General features: G+C 59.4%; 19 protein-coding genes. 5 read left to right on the top strand and 14 right to left on the bottom strand.

The window, feature by feature from the left end; translation table 11 throughout:
* Positions 1-20: 20 nt before the first annotated feature.
* On the bottom strand, positions 21-911 hold the full coding sequence (locus PCOSP_RS02495; RefSeq protein ID WP_139646804.1) for a LysR family transcriptional regulator: 891 nt from the start codon (positions 909-911) through the stop codon (positions 21-23).
* A 103-nt stretch (positions 912-1,014) separates the two neighbouring features.
* Between PCOSP_RS02495 and PCOSP_RS02490 the strand changes: the two genes are divergently transcribed.
* The 4 genes from PCOSP_RS02490 to PCOSP_RS02475 all read left to right on the top strand — a co-directional run bounded on the left by PCOSP_RS02490 (position 1,015) and on the right by PCOSP_RS02475 (position 4,606).
* Positions 1,015-1,347 carry a DMT family transporter gene (locus tag PCOSP_RS02490; RefSeq protein ID WP_139646806.1) on the top strand — a complete coding sequence of 111 codons (333 nt, stop codon included), beginning with the start codon at positions 1,015-1,017 and terminating at the stop codon, positions 1,345-1,347.
* Positions 1,348-1,622: 275 nt separating this feature from the next.
* Positions 1,623-2,798: an NAD(P)/FAD-dependent oxidoreductase gene (locus tag PCOSP_RS02485; RefSeq protein ID WP_464710243.1), complete on the top strand. Its 1,176-nt coding sequence runs from the start codon at positions 1,623-1,625 to the stop codon at positions 2,796-2,798.
* Positions 2,795-3,607, top strand: a complete 813-nt coding sequence (locus PCOSP_RS02480; protein ID WP_464710241.1) for an aldo/keto reductase — start codon at positions 2,795-2,797, stop codon at positions 3,605-3,607. Before PCOSP_RS02485 ends, PCOSP_RS02480 begins: the two co-directional genes overlap by 4 nt.
* A 33-nt stretch (positions 3,608-3,640) precedes the next feature.
* Positions 3,641-4,606 carry a metal ABC transporter ATPase gene (locus tag PCOSP_RS02475; RefSeq protein WP_139646812.1) on the top strand — a complete coding sequence of 322 codons (966 nt, stop codon included), beginning with the start codon at positions 3,641-3,643 and terminating at the stop codon, positions 4,604-4,606.
* Between the two features lie 2 nt (positions 4,607-4,608).
* Here PCOSP_RS02475 and PCOSP_RS02470 read toward each other — a convergent pair whose 3' ends face one another.
* The 6 genes from PCOSP_RS02470 to msbA form a co-directional block, all read right to left on the bottom strand.
* On the bottom strand, positions 4,609-5,415 hold the full coding sequence (locus tag PCOSP_RS02470) for a hypothetical protein (RefSeq protein ID WP_139646814.1): 807 nt from the start codon (positions 5,413-5,415) through the stop codon (positions 4,609-4,611).
* 73 nt (positions 5,416-5,488) lie between these two features.
* On the bottom strand, positions 5,489-6,190 hold the full coding sequence (locus PCOSP_RS02465; RefSeq protein ID WP_139646816.1) for a hypothetical protein: 702 nt from the start codon (positions 6,188-6,190) through the stop codon (positions 5,489-5,491).
* 5 nt (positions 6,191-6,195) lie between these two features.
* Positions 6,196-7,170, bottom strand: a complete 975-nt coding sequence (locus PCOSP_RS02460) for a glycosyltransferase (RefSeq protein ID WP_139646818.1) — start codon at positions 7,168-7,170, stop codon at positions 6,196-6,198.
* 105 nt (positions 7,171-7,275) lie between these two features.
* A complete protein-coding gene (gene hldE, locus PCOSP_RS02455) occupies positions 7,276-8,697 on the bottom strand; it encodes a bifunctional D-glycero-beta-D-manno-heptose-7-phosphate kinase/D-glycero-beta-D-manno-heptose 1-phosphate adenylyltransferase HldE (protein ID WP_464710240.1) in 1,422 nt (473 codons plus the stop codon).
* Positions 8,698-8,797: 100 nt separating this feature from the next.
* Positions 8,798-9,385, bottom strand: a complete 588-nt coding sequence (gene cysC / locus PCOSP_RS02450; protein ID WP_464710239.1) for an adenylyl-sulfate kinase — start codon at positions 9,383-9,385, stop codon at positions 8,798-8,800.
* A 166-nt stretch (positions 9,386-9,551) separates the two neighbouring features.
* Positions 9,552-11,354: a lipid A export permease/ATP-binding protein MsbA gene (gene msbA / locus PCOSP_RS02445; protein ID WP_139646822.1), complete on the bottom strand. Its 1,803-nt coding sequence runs from the start codon at positions 11,352-11,354 to the stop codon at positions 9,552-9,554.
* 154 nt (positions 11,355-11,508) lie between these two features.
* On the opposite strand from msbA, the gene PCOSP_RS02440 reads away from it, so the two are divergent.
* Positions 11,509-13,365 carry an O-antigen ligase family protein gene (locus PCOSP_RS02440; protein WP_464710238.1) on the top strand — a complete coding sequence of 619 codons (1,857 nt, stop codon included), beginning with the start codon at positions 11,509-11,511 and terminating at the stop codon, positions 13,363-13,365.
* A 60-nt stretch (positions 13,366-13,425) separates the two neighbouring features.
* Here PCOSP_RS02440 and PCOSP_RS02435 read toward each other — a convergent pair whose 3' ends face one another.
* From PCOSP_RS02435 to PCOSP_RS02405, 7 genes are read right to left on the bottom strand one after another with little or no spacing between them, the layout of a single operon-like run.
* Positions 13,426-14,310, bottom strand: a complete 885-nt coding sequence (locus PCOSP_RS02435; protein WP_464710237.1) for a glycosyltransferase — start codon at positions 14,308-14,310, stop codon at positions 13,426-13,428.
* On the bottom strand, positions 14,307-15,461 hold the full coding sequence (locus tag PCOSP_RS02430; protein WP_139646924.1) for a glycosyltransferase: 1,155 nt from the start codon (positions 15,459-15,461) through the stop codon (positions 14,307-14,309). The genes PCOSP_RS02435 and PCOSP_RS02430 overlap by 4 nt, the downstream gene beginning before the upstream one ends.
* Entirely contained in the window at positions 15,458-16,342 is an 885-nt protein-coding gene (locus PCOSP_RS02425) for a DUF6625 family protein (protein WP_139646828.1), read from the bottom strand. The genes PCOSP_RS02430 and PCOSP_RS02425 overlap by 4 nt, the downstream gene beginning before the upstream one ends.
* Positions 16,343-16,388: 46 nt before the next feature.
* On the bottom strand, positions 16,389-17,822 hold the full coding sequence (locus tag PCOSP_RS02420) for a PIG-L deacetylase family protein (RefSeq protein ID WP_464710236.1): 1,434 nt from the start codon (positions 17,820-17,822) through the stop codon (positions 16,389-16,391).
* An 8-nt stretch (positions 17,823-17,830) separates the two neighbouring features.
* Positions 17,831-18,727 carry an antimicrobial resistance protein Mig-14 gene (locus PCOSP_RS02415; protein WP_139646832.1) on the bottom strand — a complete coding sequence of 299 codons (897 nt, stop codon included), beginning with the start codon at positions 18,725-18,727 and terminating at the stop codon, positions 17,831-17,833.
* On the bottom strand, positions 18,727-19,857 hold the full coding sequence (locus tag PCOSP_RS02410; RefSeq protein ID WP_139646834.1) for a glycosyltransferase: 1,131 nt from the start codon (positions 19,855-19,857) through the stop codon (positions 18,727-18,729). Before PCOSP_RS02410 ends, PCOSP_RS02415 begins: the two co-directional genes overlap by 1 nt.
* On the bottom strand, positions 19,841-21,598 hold the full coding sequence (locus PCOSP_RS02405; protein ID WP_139646837.1) for a carbamoyltransferase family protein: 1,758 nt from the start codon (positions 21,596-21,598) through the stop codon (positions 19,841-19,843). The genes PCOSP_RS02410 and PCOSP_RS02405 overlap by 17 nt, the downstream gene beginning before the upstream one ends.
* Positions 21,599-22,444 lie beyond the last annotated feature (846 nt).

Here is a 22,444-nt window from a genome sequence, read left to right as displayed (position 1 = left end):
CGGCGGAGTTTATCGTTTTTTCAGCCGATCGCCTGCAACTGCACGGCAAAACGTTCCGCCAGCCAGCGCGCAGCCGGGCCCAAGGGTTCGTCGCGACGCCAGACCAGCTCCACCACCAGGGCCGGCGGGGTCCATTCGCTGTTGAGTTCGACCATGTCGCCTAGGTACGCCGGATATTGCACCACATGCCGCGGCAGCCAGGCCCAGCCCAGGCCACTTCTCAGCCATTCGGCCAGGACGTAAAAGCTGTCGGCACGCCAGACCTGCGGGCTGGCCTGCTCGCTGCCGGGATAGACACTGGACTGGGTCGCCATCAGCAACTGCCGGTGCCGGGCCATTTCCCGACAGGACACGTAGTCGTGGTTGGCCAACGGATGCCCTTTGCTACACACCGTGACCATCTCGACGCTGCCCAACACTCGGCGCTCCAGCGCTTCGGGGATCTGGTCGTGGTAGAACAACAAGCCCAGGTCAGCGCGACGCTCCACCAGTTTGCGCGCCACATCGCCCTGGGCGGCACTGGCCAGTTGCACCTCAAGGGTGGGGAATTGCTCGGCCAACGCCGCCAGGCTGTCGATGACCGGTTGATAGGGCATGGCCTCGTCCTGAGCCAGGCGCAGCGACGCCTCCTGCCCGCGCATCAAGGCCAGGGCCCGGCCATTGAGGCGCTCACACTGGCGCAACACCTCCCGCGCTTCCTCCAGCAATGCCTCGCCGGCATCCGTGAGCTTCGGCTGACGGCCGCTGCTGCGCTCGAACAGGCTGACGCCTAAATCCGCCTCCAGCAAGGCAATCGCGCTGCTGACGGCCGATTGGGCCTTGCGTTGATCCCGGGCCACGGCGGAGAACGAACGCTGTTCGGCGACGCCCACGAACAGTCGCAATTGCTCAAGATTCCACTCAACGTTCATGACCCAACCTATCTCATTAACAGATAGGTAATGACTTTACCGCATCTAGCCGCGCACTAGAATGGCGACATCGAAAGACGCAACAGTCAAAGAGGTTACGCCCATGAACGCTTACTACTACCTCGCTATCGCCATCTGCGCCGAAGTGATTGCCACCGTTTCGATGAAAGCGGTGAAAGGCTTGAGCACACCCCTGCCCCTGATACTGGTGATCGCGGGCTACGGCATCGCTTTCTGGATGTTGACCCTGGTGGTGCGCAGCGTCCCGGTAGGCGTGGCGTATGCGGTCTGGGCCGGGATGGGCATCGTCATGGTCAGCGTCGCGGCGCTGTTCATCTACGGGCAGAAGCTGGACGTGCCGGCGATGCTGGGGATGGCGCTGATTGTGCTGGGGGTTGTGGTGATCCAGCTGTTCTCCAAGACCGCCGGTCATTAAGGAACACGGAACACCTGGCATGGAATACGGTTGTGGCGAGGGGATTTAGCGAAACGTCGCACCGCCCCGCTGGGGTGCGCAGCGCCCCCCTTCAAACTACCTGGCACACCGCGCTATCAGGTCTTGGGGCTGCTGCGCAGCCCAGCGGGGATGAATCCCCTCGCCACAGGAGATCTTCCTCGCCACAGTTTTGGCGGCTGCCCCTGAATGGGTGGCCAAACTCAGTTCATCGAGTCTGTATACTGCGCCTTCGTCTTGAACACTGAGGTCGCTGCATGCCATCCGTAATTTCCACCGACGTGCTGATTGTCGGCGCCGGAGTCGCCGGCCTCTGGCTGAATGCACGCCTGCGTCGCCTGGGCTATTCGACCGTGCTGGTGGAAAGTGCCAGCCTCGGCGGTGGGCAGAGCGTCAAATCCCAGGGCATCATCCATGGCGGCGCCAAATATGCGCTGCATGGTGCCCTGACCGGCGCCTCGGAAGCCATCGCTGACATGCCGCGCCGTTGGCGTGAAGCGCTCGGTGGCGACGGCGAGCTGGACCTGTCCGGCGTGCGCCTGCTGTCCGAAGCCCATTACCTGTGGTCTCCTGGCACCCTGGCCGGCAATCTCACCAGCTTTTTCGCCAGCAAGGCCGTGCGCGGGCGGGTCGATCAGGTCAAGGGTGAGCAACTGCCACCGGCCCTGCAGGACAAGCGTTTCAAAGGCAAGGTCTATCGCCTGGCCGAACTGGTGGTGGATGTCCCCAGCCTGATCGAACGCCTGGCGGAACTGGCCGGCGACAGCCTGCTCGCCGGCCAGCACATCGAACCGCTGCGCGAAGCCGGCGAACTGGTGGGTCTGAAGGTGGACGGTCGCGAGATCCGTGCCCAACGCATTGTCCTCAGTGCCGGGGCCGGTACCGCCGACCTGCTCGCTGCCTTGGGCCTGGACCAGCCGGCCATGCAGCGTCGGCCCTTGCACATGGTGCTGGTCAAGGGACCGAGCCTCAAGCCGCTGTATGCCCATTGCCTGGGGGGCGGGCCGAAGCCGCGCATCACCGTCACCACTCACCCGGCCGCCGATGGCCAATGGGTCTGGTACCTGGGCGGCGACATCGCCGAAGCCGATGGCGTGGCCCGCGAACCCGCCGCGCAGATCGCCACCGCGCAAAAGGAACTCGGACAATTGCTGCCCTGGGTCGACCTCACCACCGCACAATGGGCCACCTTGCGGGTCGATCGCGCCGAACCCCTGCAATCGGGTCTGACGCGCCCGGACAACGCCTTCCTCGCCGAGCAGGATCGCCTGTTGGTAGGCTGGCCGACCAAGCTGGCCCTGGCCCCGGACTTTTCCGACCGGGTGATTGCCGCACTGCAACAGGGCGGTATCACCGCCAGCCACCCGGCGCCGCTACCGGACCTGCCGAAACCGCCCATGGGCGTGCCCGCCTGGGAGCAGTTGCTGCCATGAGCCAGCCGACCCTGCACGACTTCTATCGCTCCCTCGGCATCCACGGCCCGAAGGTTTCTCCCCTGGGCCTGGGCACCGTCAAGCTTGGTCGCGACCAGGGGGTCAAGTACCCCAGCGGTTTCCGCATTCCCGATGACGACGAAGCACGCATGCTCCTCAAGCTGGCGCGTGACCTGGGCATCAACCTCATCGACACCGCGCCGGCTTATGGCCGCAGCGAAGAACGCCTTGGCCCGCTGTTGCGCGGTCAGCGCCAGGACTGGGTGATTGTCAGCAAGGTCGGCGAAGAGTTCAGTAACGGGCAGTCGCGCCACGACTTCAGTGCCGCCCACACCCGTTTCTCGGTGGAGCGCAGCCTCAAGCGCCTGGAGACCGACTATATCGACCTGGTACTGGTGCACTCCGACGGCAATGACCTGGCGATACTCAACGGCAGCGAGGTCTACCCGACCCTGGCGGCGCTCAAGCGCGAGGGCAAGATCGGTGGCTTCGGTTTCTCCGGCAAGACAGTCGAGGGTGGCCTGAAGGCCCTCGAGCAGGGCGATTGCGCCATGGTTACCTACAATCTGAACGAACGAAGCGAAACCGCTGTCATTGACTACGCTACCGAGCACGGCAAAGCCATCCTGGTGAAGAAAGCCCTCGCCAGTGGTCACGCCTGCCTGAGCCCAGGCGTGGACCCAGTCCAGGCCAGCTTCGAGCTGTTGTTTGAGCACCCAGGGATCGCCAGTGCTATTGTCGGCACCATCAATCCGCTGCACCTCGCCCATAACGTCGCGACCGTAGCCAAGGTCCTACGTAAAAACTGACGCCGCTTCACGCGGTTTTTAGCAGGAGCCGATATGCCGCGCACGCTCATCAGGAAGAACCCGAGCAACTTCAAGACCCTGCCGCTGTTCGTCGAAGCGACACCCGAAGGCCTGACTTACCAGAGCGTCGGGATGCCGCTGAACTTCGCCCAGACCTTGCAACGCCGCCGCCCCGTGACGGTGGCCGATGCCGAACGTTTTTCCCTGGAGCTGGCGAACCTGGGGGTCTCGGTGCGCCTGACCCTGCAGTGGCAGAACCGCGACTATTGGGTGTTGGTGCGCCAGCGTCGGCAGGATCGCGGCGACGTGGTGCTCAAGCTGATCTCCGGTTATGTCCCGGCCCACGAACTGAACCTGCCGTTACTCACCGCCATCAGTGAAATTGCCGAAGAATGCCTGCTGGAAACCCCTGAAGGCTGGCTCGGCGGGCGATTCAACGACACTTGGCTGCCAGCGCCCTATGCCACGGCCTTGCACTATCGCGAGGCATTGCCGTTTCGGCTGACACCGCTGTCGGGCTCGGCCCGTCCGGTACGCAGCGCCAATCTGCAATTGATTGAGCGGCCGCGGGCTTACGTGCACCTGCCAACGGCGTCACTGCAACTGATCTACGATTTGCGCCTGGAAGTGCCCAAGGAAGCCAAGTCACTGAGTCTGTTTCACGTCGATGAACGCCTGGAGGGCGACCAACTGGTGGCGCGCCTGGACCGCAAGCGGCCGGACCTTTACCTGATGCCCCTTGAAGACGGCAAGCCAACGGGTGAGCTCTACACACTCAAACGCGATCAACTGGTTCCGGCCGGCACACGCGGCCTGCATCTGGCCGAAAGCTTCGCCAGCCAGGAAGGCTGGGTGGTTCGCGAAGAGCGCATCCGCTGGAAGGACTGGACCGCGCAGCAAGGTCTGACCTCCCCTCCTCCCCATCGCCAGGGTCTGACCAAACTACGCAAGAAGGCCCTGGGCCTCATGCGCATGGTTCGCGGGACGCTGCAAAAATAGCGTCACGCCGAACGTCGTTTATCGATATAGGTACGCCAGCGGGCAAGTAGATGGAAATAGCGATTTTCACGCTTGCCCATGCCCCGCTTGGGCGAGAACGATTCCTCGGCGAAGGCGCCGTCGATTCGCACTCGTGACGCGGTGGTTGGCAGGGTGCAAACCTTGACCCCTGACTGCTGCAGGGCATATTTGAGCAGTCGTTCGGAATGCAGCTTCCTGCCTGTTGCCTGGCAAAAATCGAAAATGTGCTCGATACGCTTGCCGTAGGCACGGTAGGCATCACGCCCACATATCGAAAAACGATCATTCAAACCGCCCCACCATTGCCAATCGGGGATATAGGCATTCGCCCTGCGGGCAACGGAATGATCGAACACGTAAGCCGGAAGCGCCGTGTGGTAAAAATTGTCGGGACGTACGAACACGACAAAATCCGGATCGAACGACTCCATCATTTCCGTCACGGTGTGCAGGGAGTTGAGCTGATAGATCAGGTTCCTGAGCGAAGCGTACTCGTCTGCCCAGGTGTCGCCCAGGGCCTTGACCCGTTCGAAGTCCCAACGCTCCAGAACCCCCTCGGTGGAATGGAGCTGGCCGGTCATGGTGCTGAACGGCGCATAATTGTCGGTACTTAGCTCGCCCCGCTCGCCAGAACGCGGGTTGTGCACTTCATCGATTTTGTACAGGTGGTAGAAACACTGCACTTCGCTTCCCGCGGGGATCTGCCCCAGGACGTTCTCCCGGATGGAGGGAAAGCAAATCGCCGAGTTTCTCGGGATACCAAAAAATGCCACCGCAACTTTCAACACGCGTTCTGTCCCGACCATAAAGAAGAAAATGTCCGCAGCGGCGCATCAGCTGGTTCGACGTGACCCGCCGAACTCAGCGACGACGGAACCACCGATGCCACCAACGGCTACGTTGCAACGGCACGACCGTCACGTCAGCTTCCAGCAGCCATTGCCGCTCATAATCCCAGGCGTGTCCGCCCCAGAGTTTTCCTGCTTCGTTGGAGAAACCCAGGGTCATCAACTGATAGGTATAGCCTGCATGCCCACGCAACCAATCAAAGACCACTAGCGCATTGAAGCCTGTCGAAGGACCGACATAGCGCTTGCCGCCAGGCCTGTCGACCGGGTAGTTCCACAACGGAGGCAGCGGAATGCGCTCGCGATATAGGGTGACACCCGGCAGCGGCGACATGGGCGCCGTGCACCCCACCAACATCGTGAAGCAGCGCGCCACGGCCAGCTCGAATAATTGCTGCACTTCGGGCTTGTACGGCAGACCAAAGAAATACGCATCGGGGGCGTTGAAACCATGCACCAACACATTGACGCTCTGTCGGTTGAGCAGCGCCGAGTTCAGGCAGGTGTTGAACGTCACGACTACATCGTCACTACCGATACCGAGCGCCTGGAAGTCCGCCGCCGTGATCGCCGGATTGTTCGCCACCAGCAGCACTCGTGATGCTTTGCCCAGGCAATCCTTCAATGCCTGAGGGATCGCGTCGAATACCGACTGATCGCCACCAGGCAGCCGGTCAAGGGCCATCTCGCCGGATTGAGCAGCGCGCTTGTCCATGTCGTCTACCCCGGCACCCGCATACCATAGCGAAGCTTGACCCACCAGCGGATGAGCGCCGAGGGCGGCTGCCAAGGGCGCATCTCTCGCTGGATTTCTGCAGCCAGATCCTGCCCGACGCGAGCGAATGAATAGCGGCTTTCGGCGAAGGCCTGGCCCTTGCTGGCGATCCGCGCCGCCAGTTCCGGCTCACGCTGCAGCAACTCCAGCTTCTGCACCGCTTCGCCCTCGGAATGGTAGAACACCACGTTCTCCATGTCCTCGAAACCGAGCAACTTATCCTCTTCACCCTGGCTCCAGGCCAATAGCACACACCCGCAGGCCATGGCCTCGAAGTTCTTGATCATGAACTCCCCCATGCCCAGGTCGGCGCTGACGAAGATCTTGATGCGATTGAGGGTTTCCAGGTACTCGCGACCCGATGCGGTACGCGTCACGAGCATGCCAGTACGCCTGGCCAGAGACTCGAGCAAGGTTTTACGCTGGGCATATTCGGTGCTCTTGAGACTTCCGAGGAACCCGACGGGAATATCGCGAACGCTGCCCGTGTTGTGCAGCATCTGTTCGTCATAACCCTTGGATACGAACACCGCATCGATGTCCTCGGCCTGCATCCGGCGGGCAACTACAGCACCCGATACCAACGCACGACAACTTGGCAACCGACGATACAAACGTGAGTAGACGCTTCTGTATTTACTTTCGCGCATATAGTTCTGATAAGCATCATGCTCGAGGAAGATCAGACCCGGAATGCACTTCAATACGCTCAACTGCCGGACCAGACGCTTGACCCGCGAGAAAATCACTACCCGATCGAAGTCCTGGTAATTAACCGACGCCAGGAATGGGCCGAGATTCATCTGCTGCTGTTTACTCAAGCGATAGATGACGCAGTCGTCGCAATTCTCCCGTGCCACCTCATAGAGGCGATCAAGGATCACACGCTGTTCATCCATCACCAAGAGCATGACTTTCATACTAATCGACCACAAACAAAATAAGGTAGGGGGATGGACGGGGGCTATCGTCCAGAGTGGACAGACGCTCCGCTCGCGCCTTCCGGGGGTGAATCCAGGTTTAATTCAACGACCGCGAATCTTCTCGACGATGGCCGTAGTCGAACTGTTTTCTACCAACCCCAAGACCTTCACGGTACCGCCATAAGCCGCGACGATGTCACCCCCCACGACCTGATCGATCCCGTAGTCACCGCCCTTTACCAGCACATCGGGCTTGACCTGGCGCAGCAGGCTTTCCGGTGTACCCTCGCTGAAGCTGATGACCCAGTCCACCGCACCAAGGCCGGCCAGGACTGCCATTCGCCGGTCCACACTATTGATCGGGCGGCCCGGCCCCTTTAGGCGGCTCACCGACGCATCGTCATTGACCGCTACGATCAGGCGATCGCCCTGGGCCCTGGCCTGTTCGAGGTAGGTCACGTGGCCGGCATGCAGGATGTCAAAGCAGCCGTTGGTGAAAACGATTTTTTCATTGTGGGCACGGGCGTCGTCAACCGCTAGCAACAGTTGTTCCAAGCCCAGCACACCGCGCTCGGAACCTTCCTCGCGTTGAATGGCGCGACGCAGCTCGGGGGCGCTGATGGCGGCCGTGCCAAGCTTGCCAACAACGATGCCCGCAGCCAGATTCGCCAGGGCCACCGCGTGGGGCAGTTCCTCACCGGCAGCGATGGCAGCAGCCAGGGTCGAGATCACGGTGTCACCAGCGCCCGTTACGTCGAATACTTCTCGAGCGCGGGCTGGCAGGTGCAACGCAGGATTACCAGGGCGCAGGAGGGTCATGCCATGCTCGCCCCGGGTCACCAGCAACGCGCCCAAGTCAAGTTCCTGCATAAGCTGCGCGCCCTTGCTCACCAGCTCGTGCTCATCGGCGCAACCGCCGACGATGGTTTCAAACTCGCTGAGGTTCGGGGTGATCAAACTGGCGCCACGATAGATGGAAAAGTCCTTTCCCTTGGGATCGGCCAGGACCGGAATGTTTCGGGCACGGGCCGCCTCGATCAACGCTCGGTGGTTTTTCAAGGCACCTTTACCGTAGTCCGACAACACCAGCACCTTGACGCCTTCAAGCAGGCTTTCAACATCAGCGACCAGCGCCAGGGGGTCGGTGGCAAAAGGCTCTTCGAAATCGATCCGCAGAAGTTGCTGGTGCCTGCTCATGACCCGCAGCTTGACGATGGTCGGTTGGTGCGCAACGCGTTGGAGTTTCGCCCTCACGCCCGCGCCCTTGAGACTGTTACTCAGGCTGTCGGCGGCCTCGTCGTCCCCGGTCACGCCCACGAGGGAGGCCGGGGCGCCGAGGGCGGCGATGTTCAGAGCAACGTTGGCGGCTCCGCCGGGACGATCCTCAATGTGCTCGACCTTCACCACCGGCACTGGCGCCTCAGGAGAGATCCGCGAGGTACCGCCATGCCAATAGCGGTCGAGCATGACATCGCCGACCACCAGTACAGGGGCTTGATCGAATCGCGGCATGGACAACTTCATGGAGCATCCCACATACAAAATGAACAGGGGCGCGATATTAGCACAGGGTTGAACGAAGACTTATCCGTGACTGCAATAGGATCCCGGTGCGCGTGCTCGATCAGCCCAGCAGCAAGGTCAATAGACGCTGACAAGCCTGAGCCAGCTCGACCTCATCGGTATTGATTTCGCAGTCAGGTTCAAGCGGAACTTCGTAAGGGCTGTCGATCCCGGTAAAATTCTTGATCCGCCCAGCACGGGCTTCGCGGTACAGCCCCTTGGGATCGCGCTCGGCACAAACCCCGAAAGGCGTGCTCACATAAACCTCCACAAAGGTGCCCTGGGAGAATAATTGTCGGGCCGCTTCCCGGTCTGCGCGAAAGGGAGAAATTGCGGCAACGATGACGATCAACCCCGCATCGACCATCAGGCGCGCCACCTCAGCGATGCGCCGGATATTTTCCTTACGGGACTCGGCATCCATGCCCAACCCTCGACACAGCCCCTGGCGCAAGTCATCGCCGTCCAGCAGCGACGTATGCAAGCCTCGCTGGTTGAGCTGCACTTCCAGGGCGTTGGCCAGGGTCGACTTGCCCGCCCCCGAGAGTCCGGTCAGCCAGATGCAACGTGGTCGCTGGGCTTTGATGAAGGCCCGATCCTGGGGCGTGACAGCTGACGCAAGGGAGCGTATCCGTGAATGTTGCTTCATACCTTTGACGTCTCATCCATAGCCGTGCATCTCATGGTCACTTGAGCGGACCCGCCGGATCACCGGATCAGTTGACGGCCCGCCCTAAGCATAGCTTCCCACAAGGCTGCGTACGGCCAGCCAGACGAGGTTCAAACGCCCCCCTCTGTCAAAGCGAGCCTGCAGCTCAGGCAATATCCTGACCCGGAACATCCAGCCCCATGGCGTTCAAGCGTGCGTAATAGCCGTTCTGCGCCAGCAGTTCGCCGTGAGTCCCACGTTCGACGATGCGCCCCTGATCCATCACCAGGATCAGGTCGGCTTTTTCGATGGTCGACAACCGGTGGGCAATCACCAAGGTCGTCCGGCCCTTCATGACCTGATCCAGTGCGGACTGGATATGCCGCTCGGACTCGGTATCCAGGGCCGAAGTAGCCTCGTCGAGAATCAACAGCGGAGCATTTTTCAAGAGAGCCCTGGCGATAGCCAGACGTTGACGCTGACCACCGGAAAGCAGCACACCGTTTTCACCGACCTGGGTATCCAGGCCTTGAGGCAATTGCCTGATGAAGTCCATGGCATAAGCGTCTTGCGCTGCCCTCTCGATATCGACGCGCGGCGCACCGGCCAGGTCGCCATAGGCAATATTGTTGGCAACCGTGTCGCTGAACAGCGTTACGTGCTGGGTCACCTGAGCAATATGACGGCGTAGGTTCAACAATTTGTACTGCTCGATTTCAACGCCATCGAGCAGGATCTCACCGTCATTGTGGTGATAGAAGCGAGGGATCAGGTTGGCCAGGGTGGACTTGCCGCTGCCCGAGCGCCCCACAAGCGCAACCATTTGTCCTGGTTCCACCGAAAAGCTGATGTCATCGAGCACCTGCCTGTCGGTATCCGGGTAGGTGAAGCTCAAATGGCGCACATCGAGCCGCCCGCTAACGGCATCACGCTCTACGGTACCGGTGTCGGTTTCCGGCGTGACATCCAGTTGTTCGAAAATACTTTCCGCACCGGCGACGCCTTTCTGGATTGTGGAGCTGACTTCCGACAACTGGCGGATGGGCTTGGGTAGCAGACCAGCCAAGGTAATGTAGGCCACCATGTCGCCCGCCGAAGCATCGCCGCGCAGAAACAGGACCAAGAACATCAGCGCGGCCATCGCACTGTAGATCACCAGTTGCAGCAATGGCGTGTAGATAGCTCCGGTACGCGTCATTCGCAACTGTTTGTCGGTGTTGCCCTGGCTGGCCTCGAGGAAGCGCTTCTGCTCATAGACCTCACCTCCGAAACTGCGCACCACGCGATAGCTCTGGATGGTCTCGGAGGCGACATGTGTCACATCCCCCATCGCCGCCTGGATTTTTTTGCTCTGCTTGCGAAATTTCTTGCTCGCGGTGCGGACCATGACCGCAATCAGCGGCAAGATCGCAACCATCACCAGGGTGAGGCGCCAGTTCATGAACAACAGCGAGGCGAACAGGAAAACTACCGTCATGCCTTCACGGATAACGACCTTGATCGCATCTGTTGCCGCCCCGGTTACCATCGTCACGTTGAAAGTGATGCGGGAAATCAGATGACCCGAGTTATGTTTGTCGAAATAGCGATTGGGCAACGTGAGCAGGTTGTTGAATAGCTGCACCCGCAGATCATGCACCAGTCCCAGCGAAACCTTGGCCAGGAAATAGTTGCCCAGATACGAACCCAACCCCTGCCAGGCAGCAATCAAAATGATCAGCAGCGGCACCGCCTGTAATAACTGCAGGTCCCGCAGGTATGGCACCGTCGGAAACAGCACCGCGTTCGGATTGGACAGGCCATCGACGAAATACTTGAGAATATAGCCAAGCATGGGCTGGGTAGACGCGAAAATCAGGAACCCGACGATACTCAACCCGAACAAGCCGATGTAAGGCTTCACGTAGCCGAGCAGGCGGAAATAGACTTTCAAGCTTGAGGGGCTTGCTGGGGAACTGGAATCGGCCATATCACGCGAATGTCGATAAAAAGGTCGCTGACTTTAACACAGCTTCTTCGGTGTTCTGGCAAACCGGTAAGGCTGTTATTGTTACGCCGCTACGAAATACTCCATAGCCATCACCGTGAATGGTCCACTTGATTACGAAAATGAATTCCTGAGCATGCTATCCAAGCACTACGCCCCCGCCCATAGGGTTTTCGATTTCATCTGCCTGTGGATTCTTCCGCTTGGCTTCCTGCTGCTTTTGTGCGCCTTGTTCTTTGTGCCGGGGCGCAGCCAGCACCATAAATTATTCTATGGGTTGTTCAGCATACCTGCCCTGATAGCCTTGTGCCTCAGGCCAAGCATGCTAAAAGAACTGGCCCGTGAGCCGATTTTCGTCGCTCTGGTCGTTTTCGTCAGCTGGGCGCTGATCAGCTTGTCGTGGGGGCCCGAGATCGACAGTATCGGGCGCCCGATCAAAACAGTACTGCATATCCTGCTACTGTTTGCCGGGTGTCATCTACTGGTGCGCTATCGCGGCGACCTGCTTCACCCTCTGTTGTTCGGCGCAGCGACGATAGCCCTGGTCGCCTCGCTCTATAATTTGTACATGTTTGCCAGGATATATGAGCCGGGAATGCGCTTGATCGGCTCCGGCGCCCTCGACAATCCGCTGCTCAGCTCTCACCTGTACGGGTTCTTTTGCGTTTACTGGATCAGTCTGGGCATGCTCTGGAGAAATCGCCAGATACTCTGGCTTTCTGTGCCTGCCACCCTAGTCATGCTGGCAGCCGTCGCCGCTACTGGCTCAAGAACGCCCTTGGTCGCATTGACCGCAGCCATTATCTGGATAGGTATCCTGTGTTGGAATCGTCGCTCGATGGCGTTGTTCGGGCTTCTAGCTCTGGGCGCAATCATCGCAAGCGTATGGTTCAACAGTATGATTTTTGCCCGTGGAGACTCATTTCGCCTGGAAATCTGGCAGATAGCCCTACAAATGATCGCCCAGCATCCCTGGATTGGGCACGGTTACGGGGCGGACTTTGAGGTTGATCCAGGCTTGGGCTACATGCTCTCCGAACCCCATAACTTTGCCCTTGGCGTGTTGTACTACGTCGGAATCGTCGGGCTGGTACCATGGATTTTCTTCCAGGCCTGGGGATTATTGAGCAGTTGGCGTTACCGGAATCATCCCTTGTTTATCGTGGCCTCCACTTGGCTGGTATACGGCATGAGCGCAGCGCTCACAGAGGGCGGAGGCATCCTGTCCAGGCCGAAGGAGCATTGGTTCCTGCTGTGGATTCCACTGGCCCTGATCGCTGCCCTGAGTATCAATTACCGCGCCAGACGCCTGCTGGATACTCCTGTGGAAAGGTTGACTCCGCAAGCCTTGGAAACGCTCTCGGCGGGTGCTCAGGTGATTGAATCCGATGGGCTTGGCCCAAAGGTCCTGCGTTTGTCCGGGGGAGATTTCCTCAAACTGTTCCGAGCACGTCGTTGGTACACCTCGGGCGGCTTCAATCCTTATTCCGAACGCTTTATCGTCAACAGTCAGTTGTTGCGAAACCTGGGCATCCAGAGCCCGACGATACTCGCGCTGTACCATTTGAACGACGGCAGCAGTGCAGTGCACTACGTCCCCTTGCCAGGAATGACCGTTCGCCAAGCGATGAAAGACGCTGCGACGCCTGCGCAACGCCACTCCCTGGTCCAGGGCTTTGGAAGATTCCTCGCGCAATTGCATGAACGAGGCGTTTACTTCCGATCCCTGCATATGGGCAATGTACTGGTCCTGGAAAACGGCGAATTCGGCCTGATCGATATTGCCGACATGTACGTATATCCGTCTTCGCTCAGGCTCGCGCTTCGCCAGCGCAACTTGCGCCATATGCAGCGCTATACGGAGGATTACGGCTGGCTTTTTGAGCAACACCTTGATGCGCTGCTTGATGGTTACGCCATGATCGCCTCGAAGCCGGCGGTCGATGACCTGCAAAAACGCATTCTGTCGAGAGACAGACCGGCCCGGGCGTGATGATCCCGTCGTTCGACATTGAACGACGATATCAGCCATCTCGGACCCTTTGAGCGCGGTTCAGTGCTTTTCCAGCGGACAAAAAAACATGCGCCCCAGGCCACGCCAGGTTTTTTTGTTCCAAGCCCTGAAAGGAACCTGCCTCAGTAGCTCACGAGCGAACACGTGGTCGCGGTTCGACATTTTCAGAAACATGGAATTAAGGAACTTGTAGCGCACTTGGTCATAAAGCGGATGATCGCTGAACAAGGCGTAGGTACGCAGAATGCTATCGGTCATGAACCGATGATTCTTGTAGGAGTTGGTAGGGTGCTTGCGATAGCGCGCCATCAATACACTCAGGCCATCAATGTAATACCCGGCCCGGGTCACCTTCAGCTCAATCAACAGATCTTCAAGGCGAATTTCCGGATCGAACCCTCCAACCTTCTCCAGCGCCTCGCGACGTATCATTAGGGTCGGTGCCGGCGGATAAGGCTTGCGCTCCATGAACATATCTTCGAAATCGAGCCGTCGAAAAGGTACGTCGCGGTTCTGGCGGTTCTCAGGGTACAGATTCCCTTCGGCATCAATCAACTCGATGTTGCCTGCACAAATGCCGACTTCAGGCTTGCCATCCATGTAGGCCACTTGAGTGGCAATTCGCTCGGGCAGCATGATGTCGTCGGAACCAAATGGCACAATCAGGCTGCCTGTGGCGCGTGCAATCGCTCCGTTAAGCGTATTGGTCAACCCCTGGTTCTGCTGGACCCGGAAGTCGAAGCCATGGGCCGCCTGCAGACGCTGGATACGTTCAACGCTGTCATCGGTGGAGCCGTCATCAATCACCATCAACTCGATGTTCGGATAGGTCTGTCCCAGCACACTGAGAATGCATTCTTCAATGTAGCGACCATGGTTGTAGGACGCGATGATCACGGTGACGACAGGCTGTGCGGCACTCATGGCTGCTCCTTACAGGTCTCATTCAGGCCGGTCTCGATCAACTCAAGGTATTTCCGACGGAACACTTCAATATCGTGCTGTTCAACAAGGTAGCGATAAGCTCGCTCGCCACAGGCCTTGAGTTCGGCATCCGACAGTCCCAGATAGGTATCGAGCGCCGTTATCAGACTCGGCACATCACCAGGCTTTACCGCCAAGCCTCCGGCACCTTGAATCAATGGCAACATTGCAGGCACATCAGAAGCGATCACCGGTAGATGTCCGCTCATTCCTTCCAGCAGCGCCAGGCCCAGGCCCTCGGCCAGGGAGGGCATGGTCCAGATATCGAAGGCCCTGACATATTGAAGGGCGTTTTCCTTGAAACCGAGCAGATGCGCGCGATCAGCCAGGCCCAATTGCTTGATCTGCGCGGCCAGACGGGACTCTTCACGCCCGGCACCGATGATTGCCAGCTGCGTGGTGGGGTATTTGTCCTTGAGTGCGGCAAAAGCCTGCAGCAAGTAGGTATGTCCTTTGACGGGCACCAATCGCCCCAAGGCGCCAACCAGTCTCACCGAAGGGCCGATACCCAGCATCTCGCGAGCGCGCTCGCGTGAATGCTGCAAAGCTTCCGCCTGCTGGATATCGATGGCATTGGTGATGGCGTAAGTATTGGACTCGGTGAATCCACAATGACAATCCAGGAGATACTGCTTGACGGCCGGCGATACGCCGACGAACCGCCAGTGTTGGTCCACCTGTCGCTGCGTCTGGCGACGGCGATAGAACCGATCATACTCTCCGAACCCGTGGGCAATGCCGATACACAACGGGATTTTCAACCATCGATTGAGCTGCAGCATCATGTTGACGGGCTTGAAGCGGTTGCACACCACGACATCGAATTTTTCCGCGCGGCAGAACTGGTACAGCCGCCACATCGCACGAAGGCGTATGCCCTTGAGTGACTTGTCCGAAAACTCGAAATAAACCGATCGATCGGCCCGACTGACCGCCTCGCCAGGCCCTGGGCGACCGCGCAGAAAAGCCGCCGTTACCTCGTAGCGCTCACGCGGAAGGGCCTTGACGATCTGCTCCGCCAGATCGGCGAAATCATGCTGCTTTACGTTGTAGTCCGGCTGCAACTGCAGCACTTTCAAACGCGGGCTCATAGTGCTCCTTGATGGAAACCTGTGGCGTCGATCATCCAGGCCGACTCTGTCGCCAGCCTTCGCATCCAAACAGGATCTGGCTCGGGCAGCGCCGACCAGTCGTTACGTTTCCAGCAGACGAAATGAAAATAGGGGAACGCTCGGTCCTCATCCCGATCATTGGTCAGGCGACCATTGCGCCAGAACCAGCGAAGGGGAAAATCCTCAGTACCGTCGTGCCATTTTATGCACCCGCCCGGCGTGCTGAATGCCTCGGTGAACTCACTGCGTCGACGCCATGGATTGAACTTGCCGACCAAGGAAAACAGCGGTTCGGGAAAGTTCTTTCTCCACATGAAAATACGGCTGAATGCCCCTTCGTCCAAGGCATGGTGCTGATCATCCATGAAGCGATGTTGCCAACTCTTAATCAGCTTGAACGCCTCACGCATGCTCGCAACGTTGCGTATCAGGCACAGATGCCCCGCAACGCGTCGCTCATGGGTTGAAAACAAGTCATGGGCCGCCAGGCGCTCGGCCGTAAAGTATTGCCGAAGGTCACCGTACACCAGGTCGATGTCGCCAAAGCCCCAGAAATCGTAACCTTCGAGGCGATCCGCATGGATATAGCCAAGGGCAGGCTTGATATCGCACAGCTTATAAGCCTGCGTTGGCCTGAACTCGATATGTAGCCGCTCGGAAACCAACTGGCAGTACGCCTCGAATGTGATGGTCTCGACAGTCACATTAGAAGGGAGATTCTGCGGCACGCCACAATCACTGAATAACAGCCAGTCAATATCGGGGTTACGCCGACAACTTTCCAGAAACAAAGGCATCCAGAAAGGCCAACGCCCGAAATACGGAATGATAAAAAGAATACTCGGGCAAGAATTGATCACGACAAGCTCACATCCATCTGGGCGAGGACACTGGAGTCCACTTGGGTCATTTCGGCTTCATGTGTACTTCAGAGCGTTTCAAAAGCCAGAAAAGTTCGTGACGCCTGACCGTTTTACGAAAGAATTCATTCTCGCCATACACGGCGCCCTTGCGCCCCGCCAACAGCCGCTGGATGGCACGGCGCAGGCGACGCTTGAAGGGCGCTCGCGGCTGCAGATCATGCATCATGCCCAACGCCATGGCCTTGTCGCGCTGGCCGGCCAGCGCCAACGGCAGGCTGACAGGATGCATCGGCCGGTCCGGGTCGAAACACGGCGGCAACGCAATGCCCGTACCGGCATCACCCATGGGCCAGCGGTCATTATCGTGCAGGTGATTGGCGTAACCCAACAATGTGCCGGGTTGCCACTCCAGGCCTTCGAGGGCTTGCAGGACGGCATGATGGGCGCAAAGATGGTCAGGGTGCGGATCCAGGGTCGGATGCGGCAACACAATGACTTCAGGACGCGCCATCAGCAGCAACGCACGCAAGTCGGCCACCAGGTTGTTCCAGGTCGGCGCGCCATCGACATCGCCGGGCAGGGCAAAAGGATTGAACCGGCGGAACGGCCGTGTATCGCTCAGGTCTGCCTCACGAGACCCCTGAGGCTGGGTGGGCGCGGCTTGCATGGCCGCCAACTGGAGGCAGAAGTACCCCAATTGCATGCAATGGCCTTGCGGCACCCCAGCCCAGCGCGGTACGGCGATGCTGTCCCAAGCCCGCAGACGGCCCTTGAGCCGCGCCGCCTCGACGCGATCCAGCCCCATCTGCTGATAATGTTCAGCTTCGATTTCGCCTGCGGTCAGTGTCACGATCCACGCTTCGTCGGCTCGGCTGTACAACCCATAAGCCGCCAGTTCCGCATCGTCGGCATGAGGGGCGATGACCATCACCCGCTGTTGTTGCACCTCCGGCGAGCTGAAGGACCAGAGCGTCGGCTCGCCCAGCAAACGGCAGAAGCGCCCGCGCAGCCGCAGCTCGCCCCGGGATAGCGTCGCCCCCTGCTCGCTGAGGTTCAGGTAGCGCAGGCCGTTGACGCCGCGCTCGAAGGTTTGTCGATCCGGGAGGTCTCCGCCCAACAGCTCGACGACCGGGTCGATGAAACGCCCCAACCACCGGCTCTTGACCTGCAACGCGAGAACCAGCGTCGCGCCATCGTCCAGGATTACCCCGTCATCGAGCCGCAGCCGACCGGCATCCAGATGCACCTTAGGTTGCTGGGTGAAAGGCGGGAAGCTGTATTGGTAGTCGTCCCTGGGCGAGTAGAACAAATGATCTGCGAACCAGGCTTCGTGGGAGACCCAGCCCACTACCGCCAGGACCAACGGCAACCACCAGGCTACCAGCACGCCGAGCAGGGCCAGCACCATCAGGGCGAGTAACAACCCTGCCCGCTTGTTGCGACGGTGGCGCTTGAGCAACTGCTGTTTGCGATTCATCGGTGGGCTCATACGGTAAAAACCGGCACAGGGTTGCACCAACGGTCCTTGTATTCCCTGTCCGCCCGGCCGAACGAAAAACGCAACGGCTTGCCAGCGGCACGGGCATGCTCCCAGGCGCTTTGGGTATTGAGAAAACTCAGCACGCTACCAGGGCTGAATTCGCGGGTTTGCGGGTCCACGCCGCCATTGATGTACTCGACGCTGATCCACTCCGGCGCTTCGACCCGATACACCAATTGAATAGCGATCGGGGCATCGTTGAGAAAGATCACCGAACCGATCAGCAGTTCGCGCAGCAGCTCGATCACCTCGCCCATGCGCTCGGCACCGGTCGCCGCAAAACCCCAACGGCGCAGGAACAGGTCGCAGTAGATCGACGCCAGTTCCGCGCTGGAAAACTCATCGACCGAGCGCACCACCCCACCGGCCTCTTCCAGCAAACGCAGCTCGCGACGCTGGTTGTAGCGAAACTTCTTGGACAGCTCTTCCGGCGTACGCGCCATGGCCAGCTGTTCCTGCTGAACCTTCAGGCCGCTGAAACGCCCTTCGTTGAGGGCCGACAGATAACGTCCGCGATGACGCAACGGCGCCTGTGCATCGGGCGCCGCCGGCAGGATCAGCTCGGCATTGCCCAGGTCGAACAAGCCTTTCTTGCCGCTGCGCTTGAGCACATCCTTGGACAGCGCCAAATCCCGGCCCCAGGTCGCAATGGCCGCCTTCAGCTCACCCTGATGTTCGTATGCCAGGTAACGCACGGGAATACCGGCCAGGGCCGCCAGGCGCTCGATCACCAGGGGATGGGTCGCCACACTGCCACCAAAGCGCTGCCAGGCCTGGGCATAAGCCGAAGCGTCTGTTGCCATCCAGCCGCGCTCACGCCAACCTTGGAATCGATTGAGCATCAAGCCCTCGGCGCCAGTTCGGTGACTTGGGGCAAACGCCAGAATGCCTCGCGCACCGCACGATCGGAGAAGCGTTCACGCAGACGGTCAAGCATCAGCTCGGCGCATTGACGCCGCTGCAGATCATCCATGACCGCCAGGTGCTGCAGCCCCTGAGCCAGGTGCTCGGCGTCGCCCAGCGGAAACAGAATACCCACGCCTTCGACCACTTCCTTCGCCCCGCCACAGGCCGTGGCCAGCAACGGCACGCCGGCGGCCATTGCTTCGAGCAACACCATGCCGAACGGTTCGTGATCGGAACTCAGGACGAACACGTCGAAAGCCCGAAAGTAACGGCGCGCCTCAGGCACCAGGCCGAGAAACAGCACGCGGTCGGCGATCCCCAGTTCCAGCGCCAGCTCCCGCAGGTCCTGCTCCAGACGCCCCTGGCCGAGAATGGCCAGTTGACTGTGGTCGGGCAAATACGCCAGTGCCGCGGCAAACCCCCGCAACAACGTGGCCTGTCCCTTGTCCGGATGCAGTCGGCCGACGTTGCCGACGATCCAGGCGTTCGCGTCCAGCCCCAAGGTATGCCGCGCCTCGTCCCGGGACACCAGGCCAGCCTCAGCGGCTTCCAGGTCGATGCGGTTGTAGAGAGTCTGGATCCGGCCCACCGGCCAATTCGGCAGACAGTGGCGCATGTCGTCGCGCACCGCATCGGAGACCCCGAGCAAGCTCAGGCGCTTGCGGAAAACATGGGCGAACAGCCGGCGAGTACGCCGTCGGTAATCGCCGAAGGCATGGTGCACGCCAATCACCCGCAGCCCAGTGCCGAGCAGGGCGATGTAGATAGGCTTGAAACGGTGGGCAATACAGAAACTGAAATTGCGCGAAGCGGCGATCTTGCGCAGATCGCCAATGGCGCCCAGCTTCAGGCCTCTCACGGCACTGGAGCTGTACTCCATGAACAGCACCTCGTCCGAGGCGCAACCAGCAGCGACCTCGGCATCGGCGACCCCGGTGAGAAACACCGTGGTCACGCGATAGCCGGTACCCGAGAACAGGCTGGCGTATTGACGGGCACAGTCGAGGAACGGCCCGTCATAACCGTGGCAGAACTGCAGCACATGTCGCTCAGCCGAGCGTGTCATAAGCGTCTACGCCGTCTTTGATCACCAGAATGTCTTCCATGATCAGGTACTGCAGATCGGAGCCATAGAACATGTTCAGCGCGTCGGTCGGCGAACAGATCATCGGTTCGCCGCGGCGGTTGAGTGAGGTGTTCAGGGACACACCATTGCCTGTCAGGACTTCCAAAGCTTTCATCATGTCGTAGTAGCGCGGATTGTATTCGCGCTTGAGCACCTGGGCCCGGGAAGTACCGTCTTCGTGGACGACTTCCGGGACACGGGTTTTCCACTCTTCGGCCACTTCGAATGTGAAGGTCATGAAGGGGGCGGGATGATCGACCTTGATCATCTGGGGCGCCACGGTGTCGAGCATCGACGGGCAGAAAGGCCTCCAGCGCTCGCGGAACTTGATTTGTTCGTTGATGCGATCCGCAACGCCGCTGGCGCTCGGGCAACCGATGATCGAACGACCACCCAAGGCTCGCGGGCCAAACTCCATGCGCCCCTGGAACCAGGCCACCGGGTTGCCGTCGACCATGATTTTGGCAATGCGCTCAGGGGTGTTGTCGATCTTGCGCCACGCCGGTTTGCTCGGATGACGGGCACAGGCGGCGATCACGTCTTCGTTGCTGTAGGCCGGGCCGAGGTAGACGTGTTCCATCTTCTCCACGGGCACGCCACGGGCATGGGACACATAAGCGGCCGCGCCCACGGCTGTACCGGCGTCGCCGGAAGCCGGTTGCACGAACAGCTCCTTGACGTCGTCACGGGCGATGATCTTCTGGTTCAGCTTGACGTTCAACGCGCAACCGCCAGCAAAAGCCAGCTTGCCGGTTTCCTTGAGCACGTCGCCCAGGTAGTGGTCGATCATCTGCAGCGCAAGTTTCTCGAACAGCGCCTGCATGCTGGCCGCGTAATGGATGTACGGCTCGTCGGCGATATCGCCTTCGCGCTTGGGGCCGAGCCATTCGATCAGCTTCGGCGAGAAGTAGAAGCCCTTGCCCTTCTCTTTATAGCGGCGCAGGCCGATCACGTTGGCGTAGTCGGTGTTGATCACCAACTGGCCGTTCTCGAACGAGGCCAGGCGCGAGAAATCGTACTTGCTGGCATCGCCGTAGGGCGCCATGCCCATGACCTTGAATTCGCCGTCGAGCATTTCAAAGCCAAGGAATTCAGTGATCGCACCGTACAGGCCGCCCAGTGAGTCCGGGTCGAAAAATTCCTTGATCTTGTGGATCTTGCCGTTTTCGCCGTAGCCGAAGAAGGTCGTGGCGTACTCGCCCTTGCCGTCGATGCCCAGGATCGCGGTTTTTTCCTGGAAGCCCGAGCAGTGATAGGCGCTGGAAGCGTGGGCCAGGTGGTGCTCGACCGGCTCGATCTTGATCTTCTTGGGATCGAAGCCCAGTTGCTCCAGGCACCAGACGATCTTGCGGCGATAGCGCTTGTAGCGACGGTTGCCCATCAGGATCGCGTCGAGAGCACGGTCCGGGGCATACCAGTAGCGCTTGGCGTAGTGCCAGCGCGCTTCGCCGAACAGGCTGATCGGCGCGAACGGGATCGCTACCACATCGACATCGGATGGCTTGATGCCAGCTTGCTCCAGGCAGAACTTCGCCGACTCATAGGGCATGCGGTTCTTTGCATGCTTATCGCGTACGAAGCGCTCTTCCTCGGCCGCCGCGATCAGCTTTCCGTCTATGTACAGCGCTGCGGAAGGATCATGGCTGAGGGCGCCGGACAGGCCAAGAATCGTCAATGCCACAGGGTCTAGCCTCTTATGTCTGCATACGGGCGAAAAGCGCCGCGAAAAATTGATGTGCCACTCGCCGGGGCGCTAGGCAGCTAAAGGGCGGGATTATAGCGTAAAAGCGTCGGTAAGCCGCTAGCGGCGAAGACAGACCGGTAAGTATTTGAATACCACCGGCCGTGTGCCCTGCAACGGGTTGCTGACGATTTTAGGTGCCAGTCCGTTAGCCCGCAAAAACAGGATGTGAGCATGTTCGGCAAGGCCCCGTCCATCACACTCATTAAAAAATGACCCGACCATTCAGGTTACCTGGATGTACAACAGATAAGATCGCCCACTGATTCATTTCGTTCAAGGCGCCCCCTTCATATACCCCAACCAGCGCTCCAATAGTTAAAAATATTTTAACTCTTATATCCATGTCGAGACTTGAAAAGCCGTCCGTCGCCACTGTCGACATTGACAGTAGCAAGTTTGAAAACCGGACAAACCCAACACAACAGGACAACCTTACTGATACCAAGCCCCCCAATCATGACCACCGATGCGATCAGTTATTGGCGGGACGGCTACCGAATCTCATGCCTGTGAGCCTGACCACGGGAGCAGCTATTTAGAATGGGACCTGAATTGATGGATCAGTTGCTTTACGATAGATCTTTAAGAAGACCAGAAGTAGCCCATGTTTTCCAGCCACTCCCTCGTCAATGCGTTCAAAAACGGCATTCGATCAATGCCTGAATCTTTGCCGCCTATTTCATCCTTGGCTGCTGCGAGCGTTTCGCAGCAACCATTCTTCGATTATGAATCGCACATGCCCCACAGGTAACACTTTGAAGCAAAAAAGCAGCGCCCTGAAAA

The sequence above is a fragment of the Pseudomonas sp. MAFF 730105 genome (assembly GCF_055380705.1).
This window is presented reverse-complemented; position numbering and strand designations above follow the sequence as displayed.

Coding starts and splice junctions, on each gene's coding strand:
- PCOSP_RS02485 (WP_464710243.1), top strand. CDS start 1,623: ATGCCATCCGTAATTTCCACCGACGTGCTGATTGTCGGCGCCGGAGTC.
- PCOSP_RS02465 (WP_139646816.1), bottom strand. CDS start 6,190: ATGGACAAGCGCGCTGCTCAATCCGGCGAGATGGCCCTTGACCGGCTG.
- PCOSP_RS02415 (WP_139646832.1), bottom strand. CDS start 18,727: ATGCTCAATCGATTCCAAGGTTGGCGTGAGCGCGGCTGGATGGCAACA.
- PCOSP_RS02490 (WP_139646806.1), top strand. CDS start 1,015: ATGAACGCTTACTACTACCTCGCTATCGCCATCTGCGCCGAAGTGATT.
- PCOSP_RS02440 (WP_464710238.1), top strand. CDS start 11,509: ATGCTATCCAAGCACTACGCCCCCGCCCATAGGGTTTTCGATTTCATC.
- PCOSP_RS02495 (WP_139646804.1), bottom strand. CDS start 911: ATGAACGTTGAGTGGAATCTTGAGCAATTGCGACTGTTCGTGGGCGTC.
- PCOSP_RS02430 (WP_139646924.1), bottom strand. CDS start 15,461: ATGAGCCCGCGTTTGAAAGTGCTGCAGTTGCAGCCGGACTACAACGTA.
- cysC (WP_464710239.1), bottom strand. CDS start 9,385: ATGAAGCAACATTCACGGATACGCTCCCTTGCGTCAGCTGTCACGCCC.
- msbA (WP_139646822.1), bottom strand. CDS start 11,354: ATGGCCGATTCCAGTTCCCCAGCAAGCCCCTCAAGCTTGAAAGTCTAT.
- PCOSP_RS02410 (WP_139646834.1), bottom strand. CDS start 19,857: ATGACACGCTCGGCTGAGCGACATGTGCTGCAGTTCTGCCACGGTTAT.
- PCOSP_RS02435 (WP_464710237.1), bottom strand. CDS start 14,310: ATGAGTGCCGCACAGCCTGTCGTCACCGTGATCATCGCGTCCTACAAC.
- PCOSP_RS02475 (WP_139646812.1), top strand. CDS start 3,641: ATGCCGCGCACGCTCATCAGGAAGAACCCGAGCAACTTCAAGACCCTG.
- PCOSP_RS02460 (WP_139646818.1), bottom strand. CDS start 7,170: ATGAAAGTCATGCTCTTGGTGATGGATGAACAGCGTGTGATCCTTGAT.
- hldE (WP_464710240.1), bottom strand. CDS start 8,697: ATGAAGTTGTCCATGCCGCGATTCGATCAAGCCCCTGTACTGGTGGTC.
- PCOSP_RS02420 (WP_464710236.1), bottom strand. CDS start 17,822: ATGAATCGCAAACAGCAGTTGCTCAAGCGCCACCGTCGCAACAAGCGG.
- PCOSP_RS02480 (WP_464710241.1), top strand. CDS start 2,795: ATGAGCCAGCCGACCCTGCACGACTTCTATCGCTCCCTCGGCATCCAC.